The organism is Pseudomonas sp. S1_E05 (assembly GCF_056337105.1).
Window position 1 is genome coordinate 718,197 of the sequence record NZ_JBFRHM010000001.1, and the last position, 20,747, is coordinate 738,943.

A 20,747-nucleotide genomic window follows, 5' to 3' on the forward strand; every position below is an offset into this window, starting at 1 on the left:
GTCCTACCACCTACCGATAATCGCCCCCCACACCACCCCACGCCACACCAACTAAACTGTGCAGTGCACCCCATCACAATGGGAGACCTCAAATGATCAACGTACGCACCGCCCGAATGCTCGTCGACTACAAGCGTTGGGCCAACCGGTTGCTCTTTGACAGTCTGGCCGCCTTGCCGCCAGGCGAGGTCAGCAAGGAGCGGGTGTCGGTGTTTCCCAACATCATCGGCATCCTCAACCACATCTACGTCGTGGACTGCATCTGGAAGGCGCACCTCGAAGGTGGCGGGCACGATTTCAAGACTTCTCATGACTTGCTGCACCCCGAGCTTGAGGATTTGCGCAGGGCGCAACAGGATATCGATCGCTGGTACTGCCAATGGAGTGACCGCCAGACCGACGCGATGCTGGATAAAACCATCGACTTCACCTTCGTCTCGGGCGACAGCGGCAAGATGAGCGCGGGAGCGATGCTGTTGCACGTGGTCAATCACGCCAGCTATCACCGTGGCTGGGTGATCCAGATCTATTTCGATATCCCGGCCCGGCCACCGATGACGGACCTGCCGGTGTTTCTGCGCGAAACCGATCCGGGATTCGGTGTGAGCAACGCCCCTGAATCCGAACCGCCCTGTGTTGCACAGTTTTCGAGCGCGACCAACGTGCTGCCGGATCGTTATCGCTGACCCCGCGCCGAACTACCTGCCGGCCCCCGCGATTCGCGTCGGGCTATCTTCAAAAGCCACCAGCCCGTCGCGCGGTTCCCTGCGCGTTGCGATATCGAAGCTACGCTGACTCAGGCCTTCGAGTTCTTCACCCCCGGCTCAGGTTGCGACGCACCCTGTTCAAGCGACCTGAAGGCGTGGTTATTTCCTACCCATCGCAGGAGTTTCAGCATGAAGATCGATCTGACGGGAAAACTCGCCATTGTCAGCGGTAGCACGGCCGGCATTGGCTTGGGCATCAGCAAGGCACTGGCCAGTTGCGGCGCTACCGTGGTGGTGATTGGTCGCGACACGACCAAGGTCGACCAGGCGCTGGCGAGCATTCGCCAGAGCGTGCCAGGCGCGCAATTGCGTGGCCTGACGGCGGACCTGGGCACGGCCGAAGGCGCCGAACAATTGTTCGCCGCCGAGCCACAGGGAGACATTCTGGTGAACAACCTCGGTATTTTCAAAGAAGAGGATTTTTTCGAGACCCCGGACAGCGAATGGACGCGCTTCTACGAAATCAATGTGATTTCCGGAGTGCGCCTGTCCCGTCACTATGTGCCGGGCATGGTCAGCAAAGGTTGGGGGCGGGTGATTTTCCTGTCTTCGGAATCCGGTATCGCGATTCCGCCCGACATGCTCAACTACGGCGTGACCAAAAGCGCCAACCTCGCCGTTTCCCATGGCCTGGCCAAGCGACTGGCGGGCACTGGGGTGACCGTCAACGCGGTCCTGCCGGGCCCAACGCTGACCGACGGCGTGGAGGAGATGCTCAAGGATGCCACCACCCAATCGGGGCGCAGTGTCCGTGAGGAAGCCGACGCGTTCGTGCGCAGGGCCCGACCCACCTCGATCATCCAGCGCGTGGCAGATGTCGAGGAAGTCGCCAACCTGGTGGCGTACCTGGCGTCGCCGTTATCGTCGGCCACGACCGGCGCGGCATTGCGCGTGGACGGTGGGGTGGTCGACAGCCTGGCGATCTGAATTTTACCGGCCGGAGAAGCATTACATTACCGGCTTCGACATGATTCCGCCTGACCGCACACAACCCCCTGTAGGAGCGAGCTTGCTCGCGATGGCGATGCATCAGTCACATCCTTGTTGACTGACACACCGCCATCGCGAGCAAGCTCGCTCCTACGGCAGGGATTGGTCAGGTGTGCGGGATCAGGGCCTGCCGGCAATCCAGCACCAGGCGTGCGCCACCCAGTTCGCTGTCACCGACTTCCAGGGCAAAGCCATGCAGGCTGACAATCGCCGCGACGATCGACAGCCCCAGGCCGAAACCGCTTTGCGGGTTGCCCCCTTCGGCGCGGTAGAAACGCTGGAACACCGCCTCGCGCTCGGCCGTGGGAATACCGGGGCCGGAGTCGAGCACTTCGATGCGTGTGTGCCCTTGTTCATTGACTCCACGCAAAATCACGTTGCCACCGGGTGGCGTGAACTTGATCGAGTTGCTGAGCAGGTTCGCCACGGCCTCGAACAGCAATGCCCGATCACCGTTGAGCATGGGCAAGCTGTCGGGCAGTTGCAGGCTGAAATTCAGTTCACCTTCTTCGGCCAGGGGCAGGTAAAAGTCATGCAGTTCCTGCAACAACGGCACCGGATCGAGCTGCACAAATCCGGACCGGCGCTGACGGTCTTCCAGCTCGGAAATACGCAGCAACCCGCGAAAGCGCGCCATCAGGGTATCGGCTTCTGCCAATACCGAGTCCAGTTGCATGGCTTGTGGCGAACCTTCGCCGGCCTGTTGCTGCATGCGATACAACTGCGCCCGCAAGCGAGTTAGCGGCGTGCGCAGGTCATGGGCAATGTTGTCGCACACGCCCTTGACCTCGTTCATCAGGTGTTCGATGCGTTCGAGCATGACGTTGACGATGGCCGCGAGCATGTCCAATTCGTCGCGGCGATCTGACAGCGGCAGGCGTCGTGTCAGGTCGCCGGCGACAATGGCCTCGGCGCTGGCCTGGATGGCGCGAATCCGTCGCAGCGGGCGGCGGCGCAACAGATGCCAGCCGGCGATGCCAGGCACGATCGTCAAGGTCACCCCCCAGAACAGCGCATGCAGGATGATTCGGGTCACGGCGAACAGCGAACCGTTGTCGCGCACCAGGATCAGCCACCAGCCATCACGTGTCTGGGTGGCCACCGCGTCGCAACTGTCGACGGGCAGGGTCGGGTCGTCGGACTCGGCGCAGTCGCTGAGCATGTGGATTTTGCCATCCAGTGGCAGGCCTTCGGGAATGTGGCGCAAGCCGCCGCTGAGGTAGCGATGATGGGCATCGAAGAGGCCATAGGCATCGATACCCCGAATGTCGAAGGTCATGCTGACAGCGAGGGCGTCCACCAGCTGCTCGCCGGAAAAACGCGCAAACAGATGCTGGCGCTGCATCAGCGAATGCTTGGCCAGGTTGTCCAGGTACGCCGAAACCTCGAAGTACATGACCCCCATCAGAATCCCGCTCCAGAGCACGAACAACGAACTGTAGAGCGCGAGCAGGCGACTACTGGAAGAGCGCCAGCCCTTAGACGGGTTCGGCAATGACATAACCCGAGCCTCGCACGGTTCGAATCAATGGGACATTGCCGGGCGGATCGATTTTCTTGCGCAGGCGGCCGATATGAACGTCGATCAGGTTGGTGCCGGGGTCGAAGTGATAGCCCCATACCTCTTCGAAAATCATCATCCGCGACAGGATCTGCCCGGTGTTGCGCATCAGGAATTCCAGCAGCTTGTATTCGGTGGGCAGCAGGGTCAGCAGTTGCCCGGCGCGGCTGGCTTCGTGGCTGATCAGGTTCAGCTCCAGGTCTGCGACGAGCAACGTGGTGGCCTGGGCGGTCACGGTGTTCTGGCGCCGCAACAACACCTCGACCCGGGCGGCCATTTCGTCGGTGGCAAACGGCTTGGTCAGGTAGTCGTCGCCGCCGGCACGCAGGCCGCGCACCCGTTCATCGACATCGGAGAGGGCGCTGATCATCAGAATCGGCGTCGCCACGCCCATGGTCCGCAGGGTCGTGACGATCGCCAGGCCGTCGAGTTCAGGCAGCATGCGATCAAGGGTGATCAGATCGTAATCGCCACTGACCGCGCGCTCCAGTCCTTCACGGCCATTGTCGACCCAGTCCACTTCCAGGCCATGGCTGCTCAGCTCGGCAACAATTTCCCGGGCGGTCACGGCGTCGTCTTCAATGGTCAAGATGCGGGGCATAGGGCGGACCTGGTAGTCAATTCAAGGCAAGTGTGGGGGCATTTTGCCAAGAAATGCCGACGACTTTTTAAATTAACTTTCATGTGGTTGCTGGGGCAACCGGCAATGCATAAAACCCGCCGTTGAACACGGGTCCTTGCAATTTGCATGGAAATTAGAAGTTCAAACTTTATAAGCTATTGAAAATATTTGATTTTTTAAAAGCCGACGACTGGCACGGCGACTGCAATTGTCCTGATGACGAGTTGTAACAACATCTTTCTTGTCAGGAGCGACATAAGAATGAATAGATCCTCTGCTGGTTTATATCCTGCCGCCGAAGAGTCAAGCGCGCTGTCGGGCGTTTCCTGGGGCGCGATATTCGCCGGGGCCGCTGCTGCGGCGGCGTTGTCGCTAATCCTGGTATTGCTCGGTTTCGGGCTGGGTTTTTCCGCTGTATCCCCCTGGGCCCACGAAGGCCTCAGCGCCAAGGGCCTGGGTATTTCCACCATTATCTGGCTGGCCGTGACCCAAATTCTCGCTTCGGGCATGGGAGGCTACATTGCCGGCCGCCTTCGGGTGAAATGGGCGAACATGCACGGTGACGAGGTCTATTTCCGTGACACTGCCCATGGTTTTCTGGCTTGGTGCGTGGCGACGTTGGTGACCGCAACGCTCGTGGTCGGCTCCGTCAGCAGCATCGTCAGTGGCGGTGTTCAGGCCGGGGCCAGCGTGGTCGGTGGCGCCGCCAGTATTGCGACCCAAACCGCCGGGACCGCCGCTGCCAATACCGATAGCGATGAGTACGGTTACTTCGTCGACAGCCTGTTCCGCGACGACCGTCCCGCCGCTGTGAGTGATGACGCCGCACGCGGCACTGTAACCCGCATCTTCGTGCGCTCCCTCAGCGACGGCCAACTGTCTGCCGAAGACCGGACCTACCTGGCACAACTGGTCGCCCAGCGCACCAACTTGACCCAGGCCGACGCCGAACGCCGTGTCGATGAAGTCTATGCCCGCACGCAGAAAGCCGTGGCCGATGCCAAACAGGCTGCAAAAGAAGCTGCGGATACCGCCGCGAAAGTCGCTGCCTGGACGTCGCTGTGGATGTTCATCGCACTGCTGATCGGGGCGTTTTTCGCCAGTCTCGCTGCCACCTTCGGCGGTCGCCGCCGGGATGCCGTGGTGTACCTGGAAACCGACACTTACGTCGCCACTGCTTCTGTTCGCTAACCCGGGAGAATCCTCATGCGCTCATTACTGCTGTTCTTTCTTGGTGTACCGATCCCGATCATCATCCTGATCGCGCTGTTCATGCACTGATGACGTAAGCCGTATCAGCGCCGCTCCCGCCTTGGCGGGAGCGGCGTTTTCGTGTTGTATAGCCTCATTAATGGCCCGTTATGGCCGATAACACCCTAGCGCCGAGGCCGTTTGTCTTCTATATACCGCCGCTGCGTTGAATTTCTTGCTATAAACGCACTCCGATAGCCGGCGTATAGACTGCCGCAGCGTATTTTCAAGGCTTTTTCGGACAAATTCGTGGTCTTTTCTGTTGCTGAGGCCGCAAGTCGGCCTTAGACTGCCGCCCCTCGTAAATTGAGTGCCGGGTGGCGCTTGGAATAAATGGCGCCGTTGCGTTGGCCAAACTGGCCCGCCGCAACGCCCCTGATTCGCCTTAATGCACGTTTTTTTATAGAGATATCAATGACAAAGGACAAGTTGCTGGCCATGCCGGCGGATGACTACATGAATGCCGAGCAACATGCTTTTTTCTCTGAGCTGTTGCAGAACATGAAAGTCGAAACCCATGAGCGCATCGAGCAGAACCGTATCGCCATCGAGAGCCTGGATTCCCCGGCCGACCCGGCTGACGCGGCTTCCGTCGAAGAAGAGCGCACTTGGCTGGTGAACGCGATCGATCGCGACCAGCGCATGCTGCCTCAGTTGGAACAGGCCCTGGAACGCATCAAGGAAGACAGCTTCGGCTGGTGCGACGACAGCGGCGAGGCCATTGGCCTCAAGCGCCTGCTGATCAGCCCGACCACCAAGTACTGCATCGAAGCTCAAGAGCGTCACGAACAGATCGACAAGCACCAGCGTCAGGCCTGATTTCGTAGCGCCACGCATCGCGGGCCAACCCGACTCCACAAGGAGCAAGGATGGCCCGCGATGCTTTTTTTCGTCCGCGATAAACTGTTCGTCCCGCTTCTATTGATCCGCTTCATGACCACGACTAAGGGACCATGGATAATGGCCTTGTAGTGGCGTTTAATGCAGGAACAACAATTAGAAGTGTGGGTGACGAAGATGACTCGCGAAGGATCTGTGGTCGGGGCAGGGCAGTCGCCCGCCTTGTTACCGAAAAACCGCTGGCTGGCGCCAACCCTGCAAAGCATCGCCCTGATGGTGTTGATGTGTGGCATGGCCTTGGGCGGTTGGTCGCTTTACCTGGGCCTGCCGTTGGCGGTGTTGGTAATCTGGCTGCCGCGTCTGCGTTCCCGCGCCGTTCCCGACGCCGTGCCGGTCGACCAGGCCAGCGCGATGGCCGAGCTGACTCGGGATCTTTCCTACACCACCAGCCACAACGCGTTGTCGGCGGCTGGTGTGGCCTACTCGGTCCGGCAGTTGGCGGACAAGCTGCAATCGCAGCTTGGGTCCGCAGCACAGATTGTCAGCAACGCCGAGGTGATGATCGCCACCGAGCAAGCCACTTCGACTCTCAGCCGCGCAGCGCTCAGTGCCGCCAGCGAGGCGCATCAAAGCAGCGCCGCCGGGCGTACCGAGTTGATCGAATCGATCAGTCGCATGCATCAACTCAGCCAGCGCGCCAACAGCAGTCGTCAGTTGATCGAAGCGTTGAGCCTGCGCAGCGACGATATCCAGCGGGTCACGCTGGTGATTCAGTCCATCGCCAGCCAGACCAACCTGCTGGCCCTGAACGCAGCGATTGAAGCGGCACGTGCCGGCGAGCATGGGCGGGGATTTGCGGTGGTGGCCGATGAGGTGCGCGGCCTGGCAGCACGTACGGCGACGGCGACGGGTGAAGTCGGCGAGATGGTTGCTGACATCCAGCAACGCACGGCGCAAGTGGTGGAGCAGATCCGACAGTTGTCCAGCGACCTCGATACGGGTGTCGAGCAAGTCGAGCACACCGGGCAACACCTGGAGAACATCGCCCGCCTGGCGGCTGGCGTTGAAAGCCAGGTTGGCGAAATCGCCAGGGGGGCCGAGACCAACCGCGAGCAACTCGACAGCCTTTTCCACGCCATCGAACAGATGCGCAGCGACCTTGCGGTCAGCGATCAACAGACCCAGCGCCTGGCGCAAGCGGCCGTGCAAATGGAGGGGCAGGCCGAAACCATCAGCGAGCGCCTGTCCGAAGTCGGACTGGATGACTATCACCAGCGGATCTATGATCTGGCTCGCGAAGGTGCGAGTCAGATCACCGCGCGCTTTGAAGCCGATATCGACGCTGGCGCGGTCAGCCTGGATGATTTGTTCGACCGCAATTACCAGGCCATTGCCAACACCAGCCCTGCCAAATACCAGACCCGCTTCGACCGTTACACCGACAAAGTGCTGCCGGCGATACAGGAACCCTTGTTGCCCCGTCATGAGGGGCTGGTATTTGCCATCGCTTGCACGCAGCAAGGCTATGTGCCGACGCACAACAAGGTATTCAGCCAGCCGCTGACGGGCGACGTCCAGATCGATACCTTGCAGAACCGCACCAAACGCAAGTTTGCCGACCGCACCGGCATTCGCTGTGGCAGCCATCAACAGGCAGTCCTGTTGCAGACCTATACCCGCGATACCGGCGAGTTGATGCACGATCTGTCGGTACCGATCATGGTCAAGGGAAGGCATTGGGGCGGGTTGCGGTTGGGCTACAAACCCGAAGGACCACGTTGATTTGCCCCTGTAGGAGCGAGCACGCTCGCGATGGTCTTCAACGGTAACGCCGGGGGGGTGCCGCGCCCATACGGCGCTCGCTGCCCGGAGCAAGCTCGGTCCTACAAGGACCGGGCCAGGTAGCCCCCGCCTTTGTTATTGAGCCTGATGCATCCGCAGGTTCAATTCGTCGACCACTCGCGCCCAGTCGGCGTCCACACGCAGTTGTTCCTTGAGAAAGGCGGCTTGCTGCGGCGTCCAGAACTCGGCATCGATGAGTTTTTTATCCTCGGGCAGCGGGGAATGGCTGGCGATGAAATCATCGATGGCGCGTTCGCCGGAATCCAGGCCGAGCTGGTCGAACAGGCCTTGCAGGTCGTGAGTCGGTGTGTCCATTTTCATCTCCTGATTGATCGCGCGATTGCAAAAACTGAAGGGCGACTGCCTAACATCTGAGGCAGCCGCGCTTCAGGAGTTCGAACCGATCTGCGACGGCAGGGTTTTTCAATCGTGGGACTCGAGTTCGCGGGCCAGTGCGCAAGCCTCATTGTGATTGCTGCGGAAACCTCTCACATGGCCAGTGGAGATTTCCTTGATGTGAAAAAAGGAATTACCCGCCAGCACCACCTGAAAACGCGGCAAGGCAGGCCCTTCGGTGGGGAACGAAGTGGGCGAGAACAGGGTCGAGTACAGCGTCGATGGCTGTCTTGTGGCGTAAGCAAAGTGTGTAAGAGTGCACATATGAAGTCCTTTTCATGGTTTTGCCGACGTATGTCCGTCGTTTTGGGTAGTCTCGGTGAGCATCGCTGCTCTAGAATCACGGTTAGGGGTTGCGCTTGACGATTATCTAAAGCAATTTTTGCCGGGGGATATGTCGGAAAAATTGTTTTATTTGCGGAGTTTTTTCCCTAAGGTCGGTAATCCTGTTTTTCTGGCGATCAGAAGGGCGATTTCCTTCAGCTTCTGGCGAATACCAGGCAAGACGACACCAGTGTCATTCCATTAGTCTTCTCACGTCTTGCGATGAATGAGCCCTCTGCTCGTTTCCGGATTTGACCGCTTTCGGCATTGCCGCCTGTTTCTGCTGTGCGCGGTTTGCGTGCGGCATCATTTTCAAATGTGGGGATGTTTCCTTGGCAGTAAGTAATCTCGATATGCATGCTTTGTTCGTGCTGGGTGATTTGCGCGCGAAGTTGGTTAAACAGTTCCAGTCACGATTTGTCTACGTCACCGAGCAGAACGCCGAAGGCATCTACATCGCCGAACTCGACACCCAATCGGCGCTGGTGGTGGATGACAAGCCTGGCCTTAAACTCAAGGTGGGTGATCATTTCAGTGCTTCGGTGCTGCCCAGTCGTGAGGGCGGCAAGCTGGAAATCCGGTTTCGCGAAATCAAGCTGACTGTCTATGGCATTGGTGATTACGCTTTCGTGACCACGGCGGACGGTGAGGGCGTTGTGTTCAAGGAAGGGCATAGTGTGGTGACGGTGTTCGCCGCGCACCATCAGCTTCAGGAAGGCCTGACCAAGACGCTCAAGGCTGTAACGGCCAAGGCCGCCAAGTGGCGCAAGGGTGAATTGGTGACCTTCAAGGCCAGCGAGTAATGACCCAAAGCCGCGCCGAGTTCCACGAACAGCATCTGGCCAGCGCCCAGGCTGAGGCGCGCCGGCTGTTCGAGCAAAAAATTGTGTTGCAGGGCGCCTGGTTGGGTTGGGTGGCGTCGCAGATCTACGCGCTGCGTCCGGCGGAGTACGCCAGCATGGTCAGAAGAGAACTGGCATGTTTGCAGGAAGTTTCTGAAAACTAGCCCGATGCCCTCGAAAGCAGGAACCTCTACTACAGTCAGTTGACTGAGTATTTTGAGGTGTGTGGTCTTCTGTCAGGCCATCCTGCTATTGCTGTGAACAGCACGAGGTGCAAAAGCATGAACGGATTTCGACGGTTGCTGGCCGCTTTTGCGGTTGCGTGTGGCCTGGTTTTGCCTGTCCCGGTATTCGCTGCACAAACGCCGATCCACTTCGCCGACCTGAATTGGGAAAGCGGCAGCCTGATCACCGATATCCTGCGGATCATCGTCGAGAAGGGCTACGGGCTGCCCACCGATACTTTGCCGGGCACTACCATTACCCTGGAAACCGCGCTGGCCAACAACGACATTCAGGTCATTGGCGAGGAGTGGGCCGGTCGCAGCCCGGTGTGGGTCAAGGCCGAGGCCGAAGGCAAGGTGGTCAGTCTCGGCGATACGGTCAAGGGCGCCACTGAGGGCTGGTGGGTGCCGGAGTACGTGATCAAGGGCGACCCGGCCAAGGGTATCAAGCCACTGGCGCCTGACTTGCGGAGTGTGAGCGACCTGCCCAAGTACACAGGCGTATTCAGCGACCCTGAAGCGCCGGGCAAGGGGCGCTTCCTCAACAGCCCGATCGGCTGGACGTCCGAGGTGGTGAACAAGCAGAAGCTCAAAGCCTATGGGCTTGAGGACAGCTACACGAACTTCCGTAGCGGCTCGGGGGCTGCGCTGGACGCCGAGATCAGTTCGTCGATCCGACGCGGCAAGCCGGTGCTGTTCTATTACTGGTCGCCGACGCCATTGCTCGGACGTTTCAAACTGATCCAGCTGGAGGAGCCGCCGTTCGACGCCGAGGCCTGGAAAACCCTGACCGACGCCGACAATCCCAATCCGAAACCCACCCGCTCGCTGGCGTCGAAGTTGTCCATTGGCGTGTCTACGCCCTTCCAGAAACAGCACCCGCAGATCGCCGAGTTCTTCAGCAAGGTCGATTTTCCCATCGATCCGTTGAACAAGGCCCTGGCCGAGATGAGCGAAAAACACACCCCGCCACGGCAGGCGGCGGAAGCGTTCATGAAGTCGCACCCCGAGGTTTGGCAGGCCTGGGTGCCCAAGGATGTGGCGGACAAGGTGTCGGCTGAGCTCAAATGATCTGTTGAGTCGCCATCGCGAGCAAGCCCGCTCCCACAAAGGATCTTATGAACACATAAATCCCCTGTAGGAGCGGGCTTGCCCGCGATGCTTTTGTCTTTACTTAGGGAGCCAACCCGAAAATCCCAATCCCGCGCCGAGCGGTCGTGCACGTCGAAAAATGCCGACTAGGATGATTCTGTCCAAATCTCTTTCAAGGATCTTCAACCATGACCCTTGCGTTGGCTCAATGGCTGGTGACGATATTTGCAGTGATCAGTTTGGTACACGTGTATTGGGGGCTGGGTGGCGAGTGGGCGATGTTGGCCGTTGTCCCTCACGTGCCGGTGGAGGGCAGCGTGCGATTGCGACCGGCCTTCAAGCCGCAAGGCTGGATCACCCTGCTGGTGGCCGCGGCCTTGCTGGTGATTGCGCTGCTGGTGTGTTTGCGGGTTGGCTGGTGGGTGCCGGCGGTGCCGCATCAATCCCTGCAATGGGTGATCAGCGCCATCGCCATCCTCATGTTCGCCCGGGCGATAGGCGACTCGGAGCTGGTGGGCTTTTTCAAGGAAATAAAAGATTCGAAATTCGCCCGGCTCGATACCTGGGTGTATTCGCCTTTGTGTGTGGGATTAGGCTCGGGTTTGTTGGCAGTGGCCTGGGTCTGAGGTTGATCCCTGTAGGAGCGAGCATGCTCGCGATAGCAGTGTGTCAGTTCGCATAGAAGTCCCTGACACACCGCTATCGCGAGCATGCTCGCTCCTACAGGGATCGGGGGCGGGAACTCAGCCCCCGGTTTCCGTCCTGCGACTGCTGACCTCGGCCGGCACATCATCGCCTGCCATGCGTTTGCGGAACAACGCCACCCGTGCCAGCAGCAGGGTGGTGACCGGTACGGTGATGGCCAGCAAAATCGGAATCAGCCAGGCATGCAGCACCGGCCCCGACTTGAGCGCCGAGAAGTAGATGATCGACGCCAGCGCCACGAACCATGCGCCCAGGGTCGAGGCCAGTGCCGGTGGGTGCATGCGCTGGAAATAATCCTTCATCCGCACCAGCCCGACCGCGCCAAGCAGGGCAAACACGCCGCTGAGGACCAGCAGGATCGCCACCGGGATTTCCACCCATAACGACAGTTCAGCGCTCATTCGATCACCTCGCCACGCAGCAGGAATTTCGCCAGGGCAAACGAGCCGACGAAGCCGAACAGCGCAATCAGCAGCGCCGCCTCAAAATAGGTGTCACTGGCATAACGAATGCCCAGGGTGAGCATCATCAGCATCGCGGTGATGTACAGGTAATCGAGCGCCAGTACCCGGTCCTGGGCCGATGGCCCCTTGAAGAGGCGGGTCAGCGTCAGGATCATCGCCAGTGAAAACAGGAACAGGCAGAGCAGAATAGCGTTGGACAGTAACGCACTCATTCGAAGATCTCCATCAAGGGCTGCTCGTAGGCCGTCTTGAAATGCTCGATGAACAGCGCCTCGTCATCCAGGTCGAAGACGTGCAGCAGCAGGATGCTGCGATCCAGTGCCAGTTCGGACCAGACGGTGCCGGGCACCACGGTGCAGATCATTGCGAGCGCCGCCAGGCCATTGGCGTCGCGCAAATCCAGCGGCACCTTGACGAACCGCGAGCGTGGCGGTCTGCGTCCGGTGTTCATGACGCCCCAGGCCACCGCAAGATTGGACATCAGCACGTCGCGTCCTACGATCAGGAACAAACGCAGAATGACGCCGGGGCGATGGATCCTGATCGGCAGGGGACGCAACTTGCGCATCATCAACGGTGCGCAGAGTCCGAGCGCCGCGCCCAGCAGCAAATTGCCGGGGCTGATCGATAGATTCAGCACCAGCCACAACAGCCACAAGGCCAGCGACAACCAGGGCGCGGGGAACAGGCGCTTCATGGCTGCACCTCCACGACCGCAGCCTGGGCTTCCGGGCTCGGCACCGCGCGGGTACCGAGCACCGCCATTACGTATTGTTGCGGATTGTTCAGTGCCTGTGCAGCGGCCTGTGTGTAGCGCATCAGCGGTTCAGCCTTGAATGTCAGTGCGATGCTCAAGCCCAGCAACGCAATGATAGGGATGCATTCGAATCGACGCAGCAGAGGTGAGGGCCGCTCTTCCGGGCTCCAGAAACGCTGCACACCCAGGCGTGAGAAGGCCATGAGCGACGCCATTCCCGAGAGAATCAGCAACGCCAGCAACCCCCACGCTGCGTTCGATACTGGCGCATCGGTGGCCTCGCCCAGGCCCTGAGGGTTGAGCAGGGCATCGAGCAGGCCGAGCTTGCCAATAAAGCCAGATAGCGGCGGCATGCCGATGATCAACAGCGCGCAAGCAATGAAGCTCAAGCCGAGGAAGGCCATGGTCCAGGGAATCACCTGGCCGACCACGGCTTTCTGTTCGTCATCCAGGTTGATGCCTTTGGGCGGCTGCAGTGACTCCATCGGGCGCGGCAAGAGGTCGTCGCCGTCATCCAGGGGCATCTCGTTGGCCGAACGCGAGCGCTCGATCAACTCCGCCAGCAGGAACAACGCGCTCAACGCCAGGGTCGAGCTGACCAGGTAGAACAGCGCAGCGGCGATCAGGTTCGGTTGCCCAAAGCCGATGGCTGACAACAGGATCCCCGCCGACACCAGGATGCTCAGGCTGGCCATGCGCTCCAGGCGTTGCGCGGCGATGATCGCCACTGCGGCGCAGATGATGCTCGCCATGCCGCCGTAGATCAGCCAGTCGCCGCCGAAGTATGCTGAAGCGCCCGCCTGGCCGGAGAACAGCAGGGTCCACAGCCGCAGCAGCGTATAGACACCGACCTTGGTCATGATCGCGAACATCGCCGCGACCGGTGCGCTGGCGGCGGAATAGGCCGGCACCAGCCAGAAGTTGAGCGGCCACATGCCTGCCTTGGCCAGGAACGCCACGGCGAGAATCCCAGCCCCGGCGTGCAGCAGGCCGCGATCGGCTTCTGGAACCAGGGGGATTTTCAGCGCCAGATCGGCCATGTTCAGGGTGCCGGTGACGCCGTAGATCAGCGCCGCGCCAATCAGGAACAGCGAGGAGGCAAACAGGTTGATCGAGATGTAATGCAACCCCGACGACACCCGCGCCCTGCCCGAGCCATGCAACAGCAGACCGTAGGAGGCCGCCAGCAATACCTCGAAAAATACGAACAGGTTGAACAGGTCGGCGGTCAGGAATGCGCCATACAGGCCCATCAATTGAATCTGGAACAGCGCATGGAAACTCGAACCGGCACGGTCCCAGCGGGCCAGGGCGAATATCAGCGCACTGACGCCGATGATCCCCGTCAGCACCAGCATCAAGGCCGACAGGCGATCGACCACCAGCACGATGCCGAAGGGCGCTTGCCAGTTGCCCGGCAGGTACACGCCAATGGAACCGGGCACGCCGGTGGTCTGCGTCCATTGCAGCAACAGCACGGAAATACCCAGGCCCAGCAGGGAGGAGAACAGGTTGATACGGGCCTTCAATGGCCGGTGTTTTTCCCCCAGCATGAGCATGATCGCGGCCGTCAGCAACGGCAGCAGAATCGGTGCGGCGATCAGGTGCGTCATCACATTCATTCTTTAGGCTCCCGGCCATCCACATGGTCGGTACCGGTCAGTCCACGCGACGCCAGCAGGACCACGAGGAACAGCGCGGTCATGGCGAAGCTGATGACGATGGCGGTGAGCACCAGCGCCTGGGGCAACGGGTCGGTGTAGTTCAACAGGTCCTGGGGCACGCCGTCCTTGATGATCGGTTCCTTGCCGATGAACAGGCTGCCCATGCTGAAGATGAATAGGTTGACCCCGTACGACAGCAGGCACAACCCCATCACCACCTGGAACGTCCGAGGCCGCAGGATCAACCAGACGCCGGACGCGGCCAGGACGCCGATGGCGATTGCGATGACTTCTTCCATCAGACGGCTCCTTTACTGGCGACGGATCTGGGCAGGGCGGCGGTTTTGTGCCCGCGCACCGATTGGTGGGCGAGGGCGGTGAGGATCAACAAGGTTGAACCGACCACCACCGAGTACACGCCAATATCAAAGAACAACGCGCTGGCAACGTGAATGTCCCCCAGCAGCGGCAACGAGAAATGCCAGGTGTGGGTGGTCAGGAACGGATAACCGACCGCCATCGCCCCAAGGCCCGTGACCGTGGCGAACAGCAGGCCGGTGCCCATCCAGCGCAGTGGTCGCAGACTCATCTGTGCTTCGACCCACTGCGTGCCCGCCACCATGTATTGCAGAATGAACGCCACCGACATCACAAGCCCGGCCACAAAACCGCCGCCCGGCTGGTTGTGGCCGCGCATGAACAGGTAGATCGACACCACGAAGGCAATCGGCAGCAGCAGGCGCACCAGCACCGCCGGCACCATCATGAAACCCAGCGCGGTATCGCTGGCCTGACGCGGGTTGACCAGGTCGGTGACCACGTCGGGCGCCAGCAAGCGTTGCTGGGAGGGCAGTTGCAGGCTTTCTTTCGGCGGGCGGAAGCGGCGCAGCAGGGCAAACACGGTCAGCGCCACGGCCACCAGCACGGTGATCTCGCCGAGGGTATCGAAACCACGGAAGTCCACCAGCATGACATTGACCACATTGCTGCCGCCGCCCTCTGGCAGGGCACGACTCAAGTAGAACGAGGAAATGTCGTTAGGCGTCTGGCGAGTCAGCATGGCGTAGGACAGCAGCGCCATGCCGCCGCCGACCAAGATCGACAGCAACAGGTCGCGCAGACGACGAATGCGCGCCCGGCGCAGGCTGCCCGGCAACGGCGAAACTTCTTCTATCCGCCGTGGCAACCAGCGCAGGCCCAGCAGGATCAGCACCGTGGTGACCACTTCAACGACGAGCTGTGTCAGGGCCAGGTCCGGTGCGGAGAACCACACGAACGTAATGCAAGTCATCAGTCCGCAGACGCTGACCATCGTCAGGGCTGCGAGCCGGTGGTACTTGGCCTGCCACGCTGCTCCGAGGGCGCAGGCAATCGCCAGCAGCCACAGGGTCACGAAGACGATAGAACCGGGAATCTTTGGCCGGTCGCCCCAGCTCAAGTGGCTGTTGAGCATAGGGAGCAACCCCGCCAGCACGGCCACCAGCACCATCAGGAACAGTTGGCTTTGCAGGCGCTTGGTGCTGATCCGTCTTTCCAGGCGACGGGCCAGGCGCATTGTGATCACCAGGCTGCGCTCGAACAGCCGCTTGCCGTTGAATCGTCCAATGATCGGTGGGTATTTGAAGCGACCGTGTCTGAACTGATTGCGCAGCAACAGGTAGAGCACGATACCGCCGGACATGGCGACCAGGCTCATGATCATCGGCGCGTTCAAGCCGTGCCAGATCGCCAGGCTGTACTCGGGCAGGGTGCCGCCGACCACGGGCAGGGCGGCGGCGGCGAGCAGCGAGCCGACGACCTGGGCCGGGAAGATCCCGACGACCAGGCAGGTGAACACCAGCAATTCCACCGGTGCGCGCATCCAGCGTGGAGGTTCGTGCGGGGTGTGCGGCAGGTCGGTGGCGGTGGGACCGAAGAACACGTCGACGGTGAACCGCAGCGAATAGGCAACGCTAAACATCCCGGCGATGGTCGCGACAATGGGCAGTGACAGCTCGACCCAGGCGGTGGCGTTAATGAAGACGGTTTCGGCGAAGAACATTTCTTTCGACAGGAAACCATTGAGCAACGGGACGCCAGCCATCGAGGCGCTGGCGACCATGGCCAGTGTCGCCGTGAACGGGATCAGTCGGAACAGGCCGCTGAGTTTGCGGATGTCGCGGGTGCCGCTTTCGTGGTCGACGATGCCGGCGGCCATGAACAGCGAGGCCTTGAAGGTGGCGTGGTTGAGGATGTGGAATACGGCGGCGACGGCGGCCAGTGGGCTGTTTAGCCCGAGCAGCAGGGTGATCAGGCCGAGGTGGCTGATGGTCGAGTAGGCCAGCAGGCCCTTGAGATCGTTCTGGAACATCGCGCAATACGCGCCGAGCAACAGGGTGGCGGCGCCGGCACCACTGACGATGTAGAACCATTCTTCACTGCCCGACAGCGACGGCCACAACCGCGCCAGCAGGAACACCCCGGCCTTGACCATGGTCGCCGAGTGCAGATAGGCCGAGACCGGTGTCGGTGCCGCCATTGCGTGGGGCAGCCAGAAGTGGAAGGGGAATTGTGCGCTTTTGCTCAGCGCACCAATCAGGATCAGGGGTAACAGGATGGGGTAGAGGGCATGTGCGCGAATCAGTTCACCGGCGGCCAGGACCTTGTCCAGGTCATAGCTGCCGACCACATGGCCGAGCAGCATGGCCCCCGCCAGCAGGCACAAGCCGCCCGCGCCCGTGACCATCAACGCCATATAGGCGCCACGGCGTGCATCGGAGCGATGGTGCCAGTAGCCGATCAACAGGAAAGAGAAGAGGCTGGTCAGCTCCCAGAAAAACACGATCTGAATGAGGTTGCCAGAGATCACCAGGCCGAGCATGGCGCCCATGAACGCCAGGAAGAATGCGAAGAAGCGCGGCACCGGATCGTCCGGCGACATGTAGTAGCGGGCATACAACGACACCAGCGTGCCGATGCCCAGCACCAACATCGAGAACAGCCAGGCGAACCCATCCATGCGCAGGACGAAGTTCAGGCCCAGACTGGGCAACCAGGAAAATTCTTCACGAATGACCCCGCCATCGGCGATCTGCGGGAACATGAGCGCGACCTGGATCGTGCCGATGAGGGCAACCAGACCCGCCAGCAACGATTCGGTATTACGCGCGTTGTGCGGCAGCACGGCTGCCAGACAACTGCCGACAAAGGGCAGAAGCAGTAGAACTATCAGGGACATAGGCTTCTAATCTGCGGAGATTTGTGAAGCATCATACGTGCCAGTTCCCGGATCGCCAAACGGCAAGCTGTGGCAGAATCCTACAAAGTAGTCGGAAAAGTCAGGGTTCGCCTTGTTTCAGGAGGGGTGTGGGGCAGGTCTGGCGTCATCGCGGGCAAGCCCGCTCCCACAGGGTTTTGTGAACACTGAAGATCCAGTGTGGGAGCGGGCTTGCCCGCGATGACGGACTATCAGGCACTACAGGTCTTGAGGATTACCCTCACGCTCAACCTCATCCACCACCTCAGCCTTACCCTTGGTCTTCAACTCACTAACAATCACCGCCGCCACAATCAACCCAGCCCCCAGCAGTGCAATCGCCGGCAAACGCTCCCCGGCGATGCGCCCGACGATCCCGGCCCACACCGGTTCACCGGCATAGATCAGCGTCGCCCGGGTGGGCGAAACACTCTTCTGAGCCCAGTTCATCGCCACCTGGATCGCCGCGCTCGCCGCTCCCAGGCCCAGTGCACTGCCCAGCAGGAACCAGGAGAAGTCCGGAATCGCCTCGTTGGTCGGCACCACCATCAGGAACGCCAGCACGGAGGTGGTCGCCAGTTGCACCACGGTCACCCGGCGCACGTCGACCTGGCCGGCGTAGGTGCTGATCAGGATGATTTCCGCCGCAATGGCGACGGCGCTGATCAGCGTGGCGATTTCGCCAGGGCTGAAATGGAACGAGGCGCCCGCCGGTCCCGACAGCAGCATCAGCCCGGTGAACGCCAGCATGATGCCAATGCTCGGCATCAGCCCCGGTCGGCGGCCCAGTACCAGCCATTGGAGCAGGGGTACGAAAGGCACGTACAAGGCGGTAATGAACGCCGACTGACTGCTGGCAATGGTCTGCAAGCCGACAGTCTGCAAGCCATAGCCGAACATGATCGCCACGCCGATGAACGCGCCGGCCTTGAGTTCGAACACGGTCAGGTCGCGCAGGTGTCGCCAGGAAAACAGGGCGACGATGGACGCCGCCGCCGCAAAACGAAGTCCGACGAAAAACATCGGGCCGCTGACGGTCATCGCGTGTTGCACCAGCAGGAAAGTGCCGCCCCAGACCATGGTGATCATCACCAGCACGCACTCGGCCTTGCTGAGCCGTAAGAAGCGCGAGGAAGGCGGGGAGGTATTCAACGACGTCATAATCTTGCACGCTATATAAAGTGCGACGCACAATGCGCCGAATGTTGGGCAGTATACTGCCCAACTCCACCGAGTGAGCAATATAGTGCACAAAGATTCTCCGCAGCGGGCTTCGGTCCTGCAGCACGTCAGTTTGAACGTCCGACGTTTGCGCCATGCCGCCGACATGAGCCAGACCGCGCTCGCGGAAAAATCCGGGGTCAGCCGGCGCATGCTGGTGGCGATCGAGGCCGGCGAGAAGAACGTCAGCCTGACCACTCTCGACCGCGTGGCCGAAGCGCTGGATGTGGCCTTCAGCGATCTGATCCAGGCCCCGGACGTGCGCGACCACAGCCGTATCAATGAAGTGGCCTGGGCGGGGGCGATCCCCGGAAGCAAGGCGGTGTTGCTGTCCAAGGCTATCGCGACCCGGGAGGTGGAACAGTGGGAGTGGTGCCTGCAACCGGGGGAAGTCTACCCGTCTCAGCCGGACGCCGATGGCTGGAGCGAACAGATCTACGTCTTCGAAGGCTGCCTGACCCTGATGCTGGGCGACACACCGCAGCAGATCGCGGCCGGCGAGTTCTACATGTTTGCCAGTAACCAGCCCCATACCTACCGTAACGATGGCGACGTGGCTGCACGGTTTGTCCGCAACGTGGTGATCTAACTGTTGGCCAGCCAACAATGAATGGACACTTTGCTGTTTAACTTTGCCCGACGTTTCTCAGGTTTTATCTTTAAGTTATTGAAATAAAACAAAAATAAATTCAGGCACGACTCCTGCAATTGTTCTGGTGCACTCACCGGAACCTGGAGTCGGCCCCATGACAGCCTCTGCCCAACCCCCTCGCACCGCCCATGTGATCCGCTCGGATGCCGAGGCGATTGCCGTCGCTCACAAACTGGCCGCGCGCTTTGCCGTGGAGGCCAGCGTGCGTGATAGTGAACGCCGCCTGCCGGTCGCCGAGCTGGACGAATTTTCCGCCAGCGGCCTGTGGGGTATCACCGTGCCCAAGGCCTATGGCGGTGCCGGCGTTTCCTACGTGACCGTTGCTGAAGTGATCAAGATCATTTCGGCCGCCGATTCCTCTCTTGGCCAGATCCCCCAGAACCACCTTGGCGTGCTCGACATCCTGGTGCAAACCGCCACGCACGAGCAGAAGCGCTACTACTTTGACAAAGTCCTGCGGGGTTACCGCTTCGGCAATGCCTTCTCGGAGTCCAAAAGCAAAAACGCCGGGGCCTTCGAAACCCGTATTCGCTTTGACGCTGACACCGCGCAAATTGACGGCGAGAAGTTCTACTGCACGGGCGCCCTGTTTGCGCACATCGTGCCGGCGGTGGCGGTCAACGAACAGAACCAGGCCTTCATCGCTTTTATCGAGCGTGACAATCCTGGCCTGAGCGTGATCGACAGTTGGGACGGCTTCGGCCAGCGCACCACCGCCAGCGGCGGGGTGACCCTGAGCGCGGTCAAGGTGCCGCTCAGTGCCGTGATCCCGGCCCACAAGGCGTTTGATGAGCCGACGGCCGACGGCCCGATCTCGCAAATCATTCAGGCGGCGGTAGACACCGGCATCGCCGTCGGCGCATTGGAGGACACCAAGCGCTATGCCCGCGAATCCCGTCCGTGGATCGACAGCGGTCAGGACCATGGATGGCAAGACCCGTTCAGCATCGCCGCGATTGGCGACCTTGAGTGGCGCGTCCACGGCACCGAAGCGATCCTGCGCAAGGCCGGCCAGGCCATCGACGCCGCGTTGCTCGACGCCAATGAAGACACCGTGGCCCACGCTTCAGTGGTGGTGGCCCAGGCCAAGGTCCTGTCGGCGGAAATTGCCTTGCTCGCCAGCAGCAAACTGTTCGAATTGGCCGGCACCCGCTCGGTGCTCGGCAAGTACAACCTTGACCGCCACTGGCGCAATGCCCGGACCCACACCCTGCACGATCCGGCGCGCTGGAAATTCCACCTGATCGGCAACCACCTGCTCAATGGCGTGAACCCCGCGCGCCACGCCTGGAACTGAG

General features: G+C 60.8%; 22 protein-coding genes and 1 pseudogene. 11 read left to right on the forward strand and 12 right to left on the reverse strand.

The features are described from left to right. Positions 1–92: 92 nt before the first annotated feature. Both AB4N33_RS03190 and AB4N33_RS03195 read left to right on the forward strand, forming a co-directional pair. Complete coding sequence (locus AB4N33_RS03190; protein WP_476456395.1) at positions 93–686, forward strand: DinB family protein; 594 nt, start codon at positions 93–95, stop codon at positions 684–686. A 210-nt stretch (positions 687–896) separates the two neighbouring features. Next, a complete protein-coding gene (locus tag AB4N33_RS03195) occupies positions 897–1,694 on the forward strand; it encodes an SDR family NAD(P)-dependent oxidoreductase (protein WP_476456396.1) in 798 nt (265 codons plus the stop codon). A gap of 169 nt (positions 1,695–1,863) precedes the next feature. Here the strand turns inward: AB4N33_RS03195 and AB4N33_RS03200 are convergent, their stop codons facing one another. Both AB4N33_RS03200 and AB4N33_RS03205 read right to left on the reverse strand, forming a co-directional pair. Beyond that, positions 1,864–3,258, reverse strand: a complete 1,395-nt coding sequence (locus AB4N33_RS03200) for a sensor histidine kinase (RefSeq protein ID WP_476456397.1) — start codon at positions 3,256–3,258, stop codon at positions 1,864–1,866. Next, the gene (locus AB4N33_RS03205) at positions 3,236–3,919 is read right to left on the reverse strand and encodes a response regulator transcription factor (protein WP_476456398.1); all 684 of its coding nucleotides are present in this window, start codon (positions 3,917–3,919) and stop codon (positions 3,236–3,238) included. Before AB4N33_RS03205 ends, AB4N33_RS03200 begins: the two co-directional genes overlap by 23 nt. 282 nt (positions 3,920–4,201) lie before the next feature. On the opposite strand from AB4N33_RS03205, the gene AB4N33_RS03210 reads away from it, so the two are divergent. From AB4N33_RS03210 to AB4N33_RS03220, 3 genes are all read left to right on the forward strand, one after another. Further along, positions 4,202–5,131, forward strand: a complete 930-nt coding sequence (locus tag AB4N33_RS03210; RefSeq protein WP_476456399.1) for a hypothetical protein — start codon at positions 4,202–4,204, stop codon at positions 5,129–5,131. A gap of 474 nt (positions 5,132–5,605) precedes the next feature. Beyond that, complete coding sequence (locus tag AB4N33_RS03215) at positions 5,606–6,010, forward strand: TraR/DksA family transcriptional regulator (protein WP_224536388.1); 405 nt, start codon at positions 5,606–5,608, stop codon at positions 6,008–6,010. A 579-nt stretch (positions 6,011–6,589) separates the two neighbouring features. Beyond that, positions 6,590–7,813 carry a methyl-accepting chemotaxis protein gene (locus AB4N33_RS03220; RefSeq protein ID WP_460126634.1) on the forward strand — a complete coding sequence of 408 codons (1,224 nt, stop codon included), beginning with the start codon at positions 6,590–6,592 and terminating at the stop codon, positions 7,811–7,813. Positions 7,814–7,948: 135 nt separating this feature from the next. Here AB4N33_RS03220 and AB4N33_RS03225 read toward each other — a convergent pair whose 3' ends face one another. The 3 genes from AB4N33_RS03225 to AB4N33_RS03235 form a co-directional block, all read right to left on the reverse strand. After that, positions 7,949–8,188 (reverse strand): DUF2789 domain-containing protein, encoded by a 240-nt coding sequence (locus AB4N33_RS03225; protein WP_460123083.1) that lies wholly within the window; start codon positions 8,186–8,188, stop codon positions 7,949–7,951. Positions 8,189–8,296: 108 nt separating this feature from the next. Beyond that, positions 8,297–8,533: a hypothetical protein gene (locus tag AB4N33_RS03230; protein ID WP_460123086.1), complete on the reverse strand. Its 237-nt coding sequence runs from the start codon at positions 8,531–8,533 to the stop codon at positions 8,297–8,299. Positions 8,534–8,748: 215 nt separating this feature from the next. Further along, a complete protein-coding gene (locus tag AB4N33_RS03235; RefSeq protein WP_460123089.1) occupies positions 8,749–8,952 on the reverse strand; it encodes a hypothetical protein in 204 nt (67 codons plus the stop codon). On the opposite strand from AB4N33_RS03235, the gene AB4N33_RS03240 reads away from it, so the two are divergent. From AB4N33_RS03240 to AB4N33_RS03255, 4 genes are all read left to right on the forward strand, one after another. Further along, the gene (locus tag AB4N33_RS03240; RefSeq protein ID WP_460123092.1) at positions 8,947–9,396 is read left to right on the forward strand and encodes a hypothetical protein; all 450 of its coding nucleotides are present in this window, start codon (positions 8,947–8,949) and stop codon (positions 9,394–9,396) included. The two genes, AB4N33_RS03235 and AB4N33_RS03240, sit on opposite strands and share 6 nt — an antisense overlap. Beyond that, on the forward strand, positions 9,396–9,599 hold the full coding sequence (locus tag AB4N33_RS03245) for a hypothetical protein (protein WP_460123095.1): 204 nt from the start codon (positions 9,396–9,398) through the stop codon (positions 9,597–9,599). The genes AB4N33_RS03240 and AB4N33_RS03245 overlap by 1 nt, the downstream gene beginning before the upstream one ends. Before the next feature lie 117 nt (positions 9,600–9,716). Continuing rightward, positions 9,717–10,730 carry an ABC transporter substrate-binding protein gene (locus AB4N33_RS03250; RefSeq protein WP_476456400.1) on the forward strand — a complete coding sequence of 338 codons (1,014 nt, stop codon included), beginning with the start codon at positions 9,717–9,719 and terminating at the stop codon, positions 10,728–10,730. Between the two features lie 209 nt (positions 10,731–10,939). Then, entirely contained in the window at positions 10,940–11,377 is a 438-nt protein-coding gene (locus AB4N33_RS03255) for a DUF3995 domain-containing protein (RefSeq protein WP_460123100.1), read from the forward strand. Between the two features lie 117 nt (positions 11,378–11,494). Here the strand turns inward: AB4N33_RS03255 and AB4N33_RS03260 are convergent, their stop codons facing one another. The 7 genes and pseudogenes from AB4N33_RS03260 to AB4N33_RS03290 all read right to left on the reverse strand — a co-directional run bounded on the left by AB4N33_RS03260 (position 11,495) and on the right by AB4N33_RS03290 (position 18,828). After that, positions 11,495–11,857: a Na+/H+ antiporter subunit G gene (locus AB4N33_RS03260; RefSeq protein ID WP_460123103.1), complete on the reverse strand. Its 363-nt coding sequence runs from the start codon at positions 11,855–11,857 to the stop codon at positions 11,495–11,497. Further along, positions 11,854–12,132 carry a K+/H+ antiporter subunit F gene (locus AB4N33_RS03265; RefSeq protein ID WP_460123106.1) on the reverse strand — a complete coding sequence of 93 codons (279 nt, stop codon included), beginning with the start codon at positions 12,130–12,132 and terminating at the stop codon, positions 11,854–11,856. Before AB4N33_RS03265 ends, AB4N33_RS03260 begins: the two co-directional genes overlap by 4 nt. Beyond that, entirely contained in the window at positions 12,129–12,617 is a 489-nt protein-coding gene (locus AB4N33_RS03270) for a Na+/H+ antiporter subunit E (RefSeq protein WP_460123109.1), read from the reverse strand. The genes AB4N33_RS03265 and AB4N33_RS03270 overlap by 4 nt, the downstream gene beginning before the upstream one ends. After that, positions 12,614–14,299: a monovalent cation/H+ antiporter subunit D gene (locus AB4N33_RS03275; protein ID WP_460123112.1), complete on the reverse strand. Its 1,686-nt coding sequence runs from the start codon at positions 14,297–14,299 to the stop codon at positions 12,614–12,616. Before AB4N33_RS03275 ends, AB4N33_RS03270 begins: the two co-directional genes overlap by 4 nt. Next, complete coding sequence (locus AB4N33_RS03280) at positions 14,296–14,640, reverse strand: Na+/H+ antiporter subunit C (RefSeq protein ID WP_003192163.1); 345 nt, start codon at positions 14,638–14,640, stop codon at positions 14,296–14,298. Before AB4N33_RS03280 ends, AB4N33_RS03275 begins: the two co-directional genes overlap by 4 nt. Continuing rightward, complete coding sequence (locus AB4N33_RS03285) at positions 14,640–17,558, reverse strand: monovalent cation/H+ antiporter subunit A (protein ID WP_460141390.1); 2,919 nt, start codon at positions 17,556–17,558, stop codon at positions 14,640–14,642. Before AB4N33_RS03285 ends, AB4N33_RS03280 begins: the two co-directional genes overlap by 1 nt. 237 nt (positions 17,559–17,795) lie before the next feature. Then, positions 17,796–18,828, reverse strand: a pseudogene (locus tag AB4N33_RS03290) (DMT family transporter). On the opposite strand from AB4N33_RS03290, the gene AB4N33_RS03295 reads away from it, so the two are divergent. Together AB4N33_RS03295 and AB4N33_RS03300 are read left to right on the forward strand one after the other, a co-directional pair. Further along, positions 18,823–19,386: a helix-turn-helix domain-containing protein gene (locus AB4N33_RS03295; RefSeq protein ID WP_460123118.1), complete on the forward strand. Its 564-nt coding sequence runs from the start codon at positions 18,823–18,825 to the stop codon at positions 19,384–19,386. The pseudogene AB4N33_RS03290 and the gene AB4N33_RS03295 sit on opposite strands and share 6 nt — an antisense overlap. Positions 19,387–19,543: 157 nt before the next feature. After that, complete coding sequence (locus AB4N33_RS03300) at positions 19,544–20,746, forward strand: SfnB family sulfur acquisition oxidoreductase (RefSeq protein WP_476456401.1); 1,203 nt, start codon at positions 19,544–19,546, stop codon at positions 20,744–20,746. Position 20,747: the final 1 nt, after the last annotated feature.

Excerpts from the sequence above, each read along its gene's own strand:
- AB4N33_RS03220 (WP_460126634.1), top strand. The coding sequence starts at position 6,590 with ATGATCGCCACCGAGCAAGCCACTTCGACTCTCAGCCGCGCAGCGCTC.
- AB4N33_RS03260 (WP_460123103.1), bottom strand. The coding sequence starts at position 11,857 with ATGAGCGCTGAACTGTCGTTATGGGTGGAAATCCCGGTGGCGATCCTG.
- AB4N33_RS03265 (WP_460123106.1), bottom strand. The coding sequence starts at position 12,132 with ATGAGTGCGTTACTGTCCAACGCTATTCTGCTCTGCCTGTTCCTGTTT.
- AB4N33_RS03190 (WP_476456395.1), top strand. The coding sequence starts at position 93 with ATGATCAACGTACGCACCGCCCGAATGCTCGTCGACTACAAGCGTTGG.
- AB4N33_RS03245 (WP_460123095.1), top strand. The coding sequence starts at position 9,396 with ATGACCCAAAGCCGCGCCGAGTTCCACGAACAGCATCTGGCCAGCGCC.
- AB4N33_RS03210 (WP_476456399.1), top strand. The coding sequence starts at position 4,202 with ATGAATAGATCCTCTGCTGGTTTATATCCTGCCGCCGAAGAGTCAAGC.
- AB4N33_RS03195 (WP_476456396.1), top strand. The coding sequence starts at position 897 with ATGAAGATCGATCTGACGGGAAAACTCGCCATTGTCAGCGGTAGCACG.
- AB4N33_RS03280 (WP_003192163.1), bottom strand. The coding sequence starts at position 14,640 with ATGGAAGAAGTCATCGCAATCGCCATCGGCGTCCTGGCCGCGTCCGGC.
- AB4N33_RS03230 (WP_460123086.1), bottom strand. The coding sequence starts at position 8,533 with ATGTGCACTCTTACACACTTTGCTTACGCCACAAGACAGCCATCGACG.
- AB4N33_RS03240 (WP_460123092.1), top strand. The coding sequence starts at position 8,947 with ATGCATGCTTTGTTCGTGCTGGGTGATTTGCGCGCGAAGTTGGTTAAA.
- AB4N33_RS03255 (WP_460123100.1), top strand. The coding sequence starts at position 10,940 with ATGACCCTTGCGTTGGCTCAATGGCTGGTGACGATATTTGCAGTGATC.
- AB4N33_RS03270 (WP_460123109.1), bottom strand. The coding sequence starts at position 12,617 with ATGAAGCGCCTGTTCCCCGCGCCCTGGTTGTCGCTGGCCTTGTGGCTG.
- AB4N33_RS03250 (WP_476456400.1), top strand. The coding sequence starts at position 9,717 with ATGAACGGATTTCGACGGTTGCTGGCCGCTTTTGCGGTTGCGTGTGGC.
- AB4N33_RS03285 (WP_460141390.1), bottom strand. The coding sequence starts at position 17,558 with ATGTCCCTGATAGTTCTACTGCTTCTGCCCTTTGTCGGCAGTTGTCTG.
- AB4N33_RS03300 (WP_476456401.1), top strand. The coding sequence starts at position 19,544 with ATGACAGCCTCTGCCCAACCCCCTCGCACCGCCCATGTGATCCGCTCG.
- AB4N33_RS03235 (WP_460123089.1), bottom strand. The coding sequence starts at position 8,952 with ATGCATATCGAGATTACTTACTGCCAAGGAAACATCCCCACATTTGAA.
- AB4N33_RS03200 (WP_476456397.1), bottom strand. The coding sequence starts at position 3,258 with ATGTCATTGCCGAACCCGTCTAAGGGCTGGCGCTCTTCCAGTAGTCGC.
- AB4N33_RS03225 (WP_460123083.1), bottom strand. The coding sequence starts at position 8,188 with ATGGACACACCGACTCACGACCTGCAAGGCCTGTTCGACCAGCTCGGC.
- AB4N33_RS03205 (WP_476456398.1), bottom strand. The coding sequence starts at position 3,919 with ATGCCCCGCATCTTGACCATTGAAGACGACGCCGTGACCGCCCGGGAA.
- AB4N33_RS03275 (WP_460123112.1), bottom strand. The coding sequence starts at position 14,299 with ATGAATGTGATGACGCACCTGATCGCCGCACCGATTCTGCTGCCGTTG.
- AB4N33_RS03215 (WP_224536388.1), top strand. The coding sequence starts at position 5,606 with ATGACAAAGGACAAGTTGCTGGCCATGCCGGCGGATGACTACATGAAT.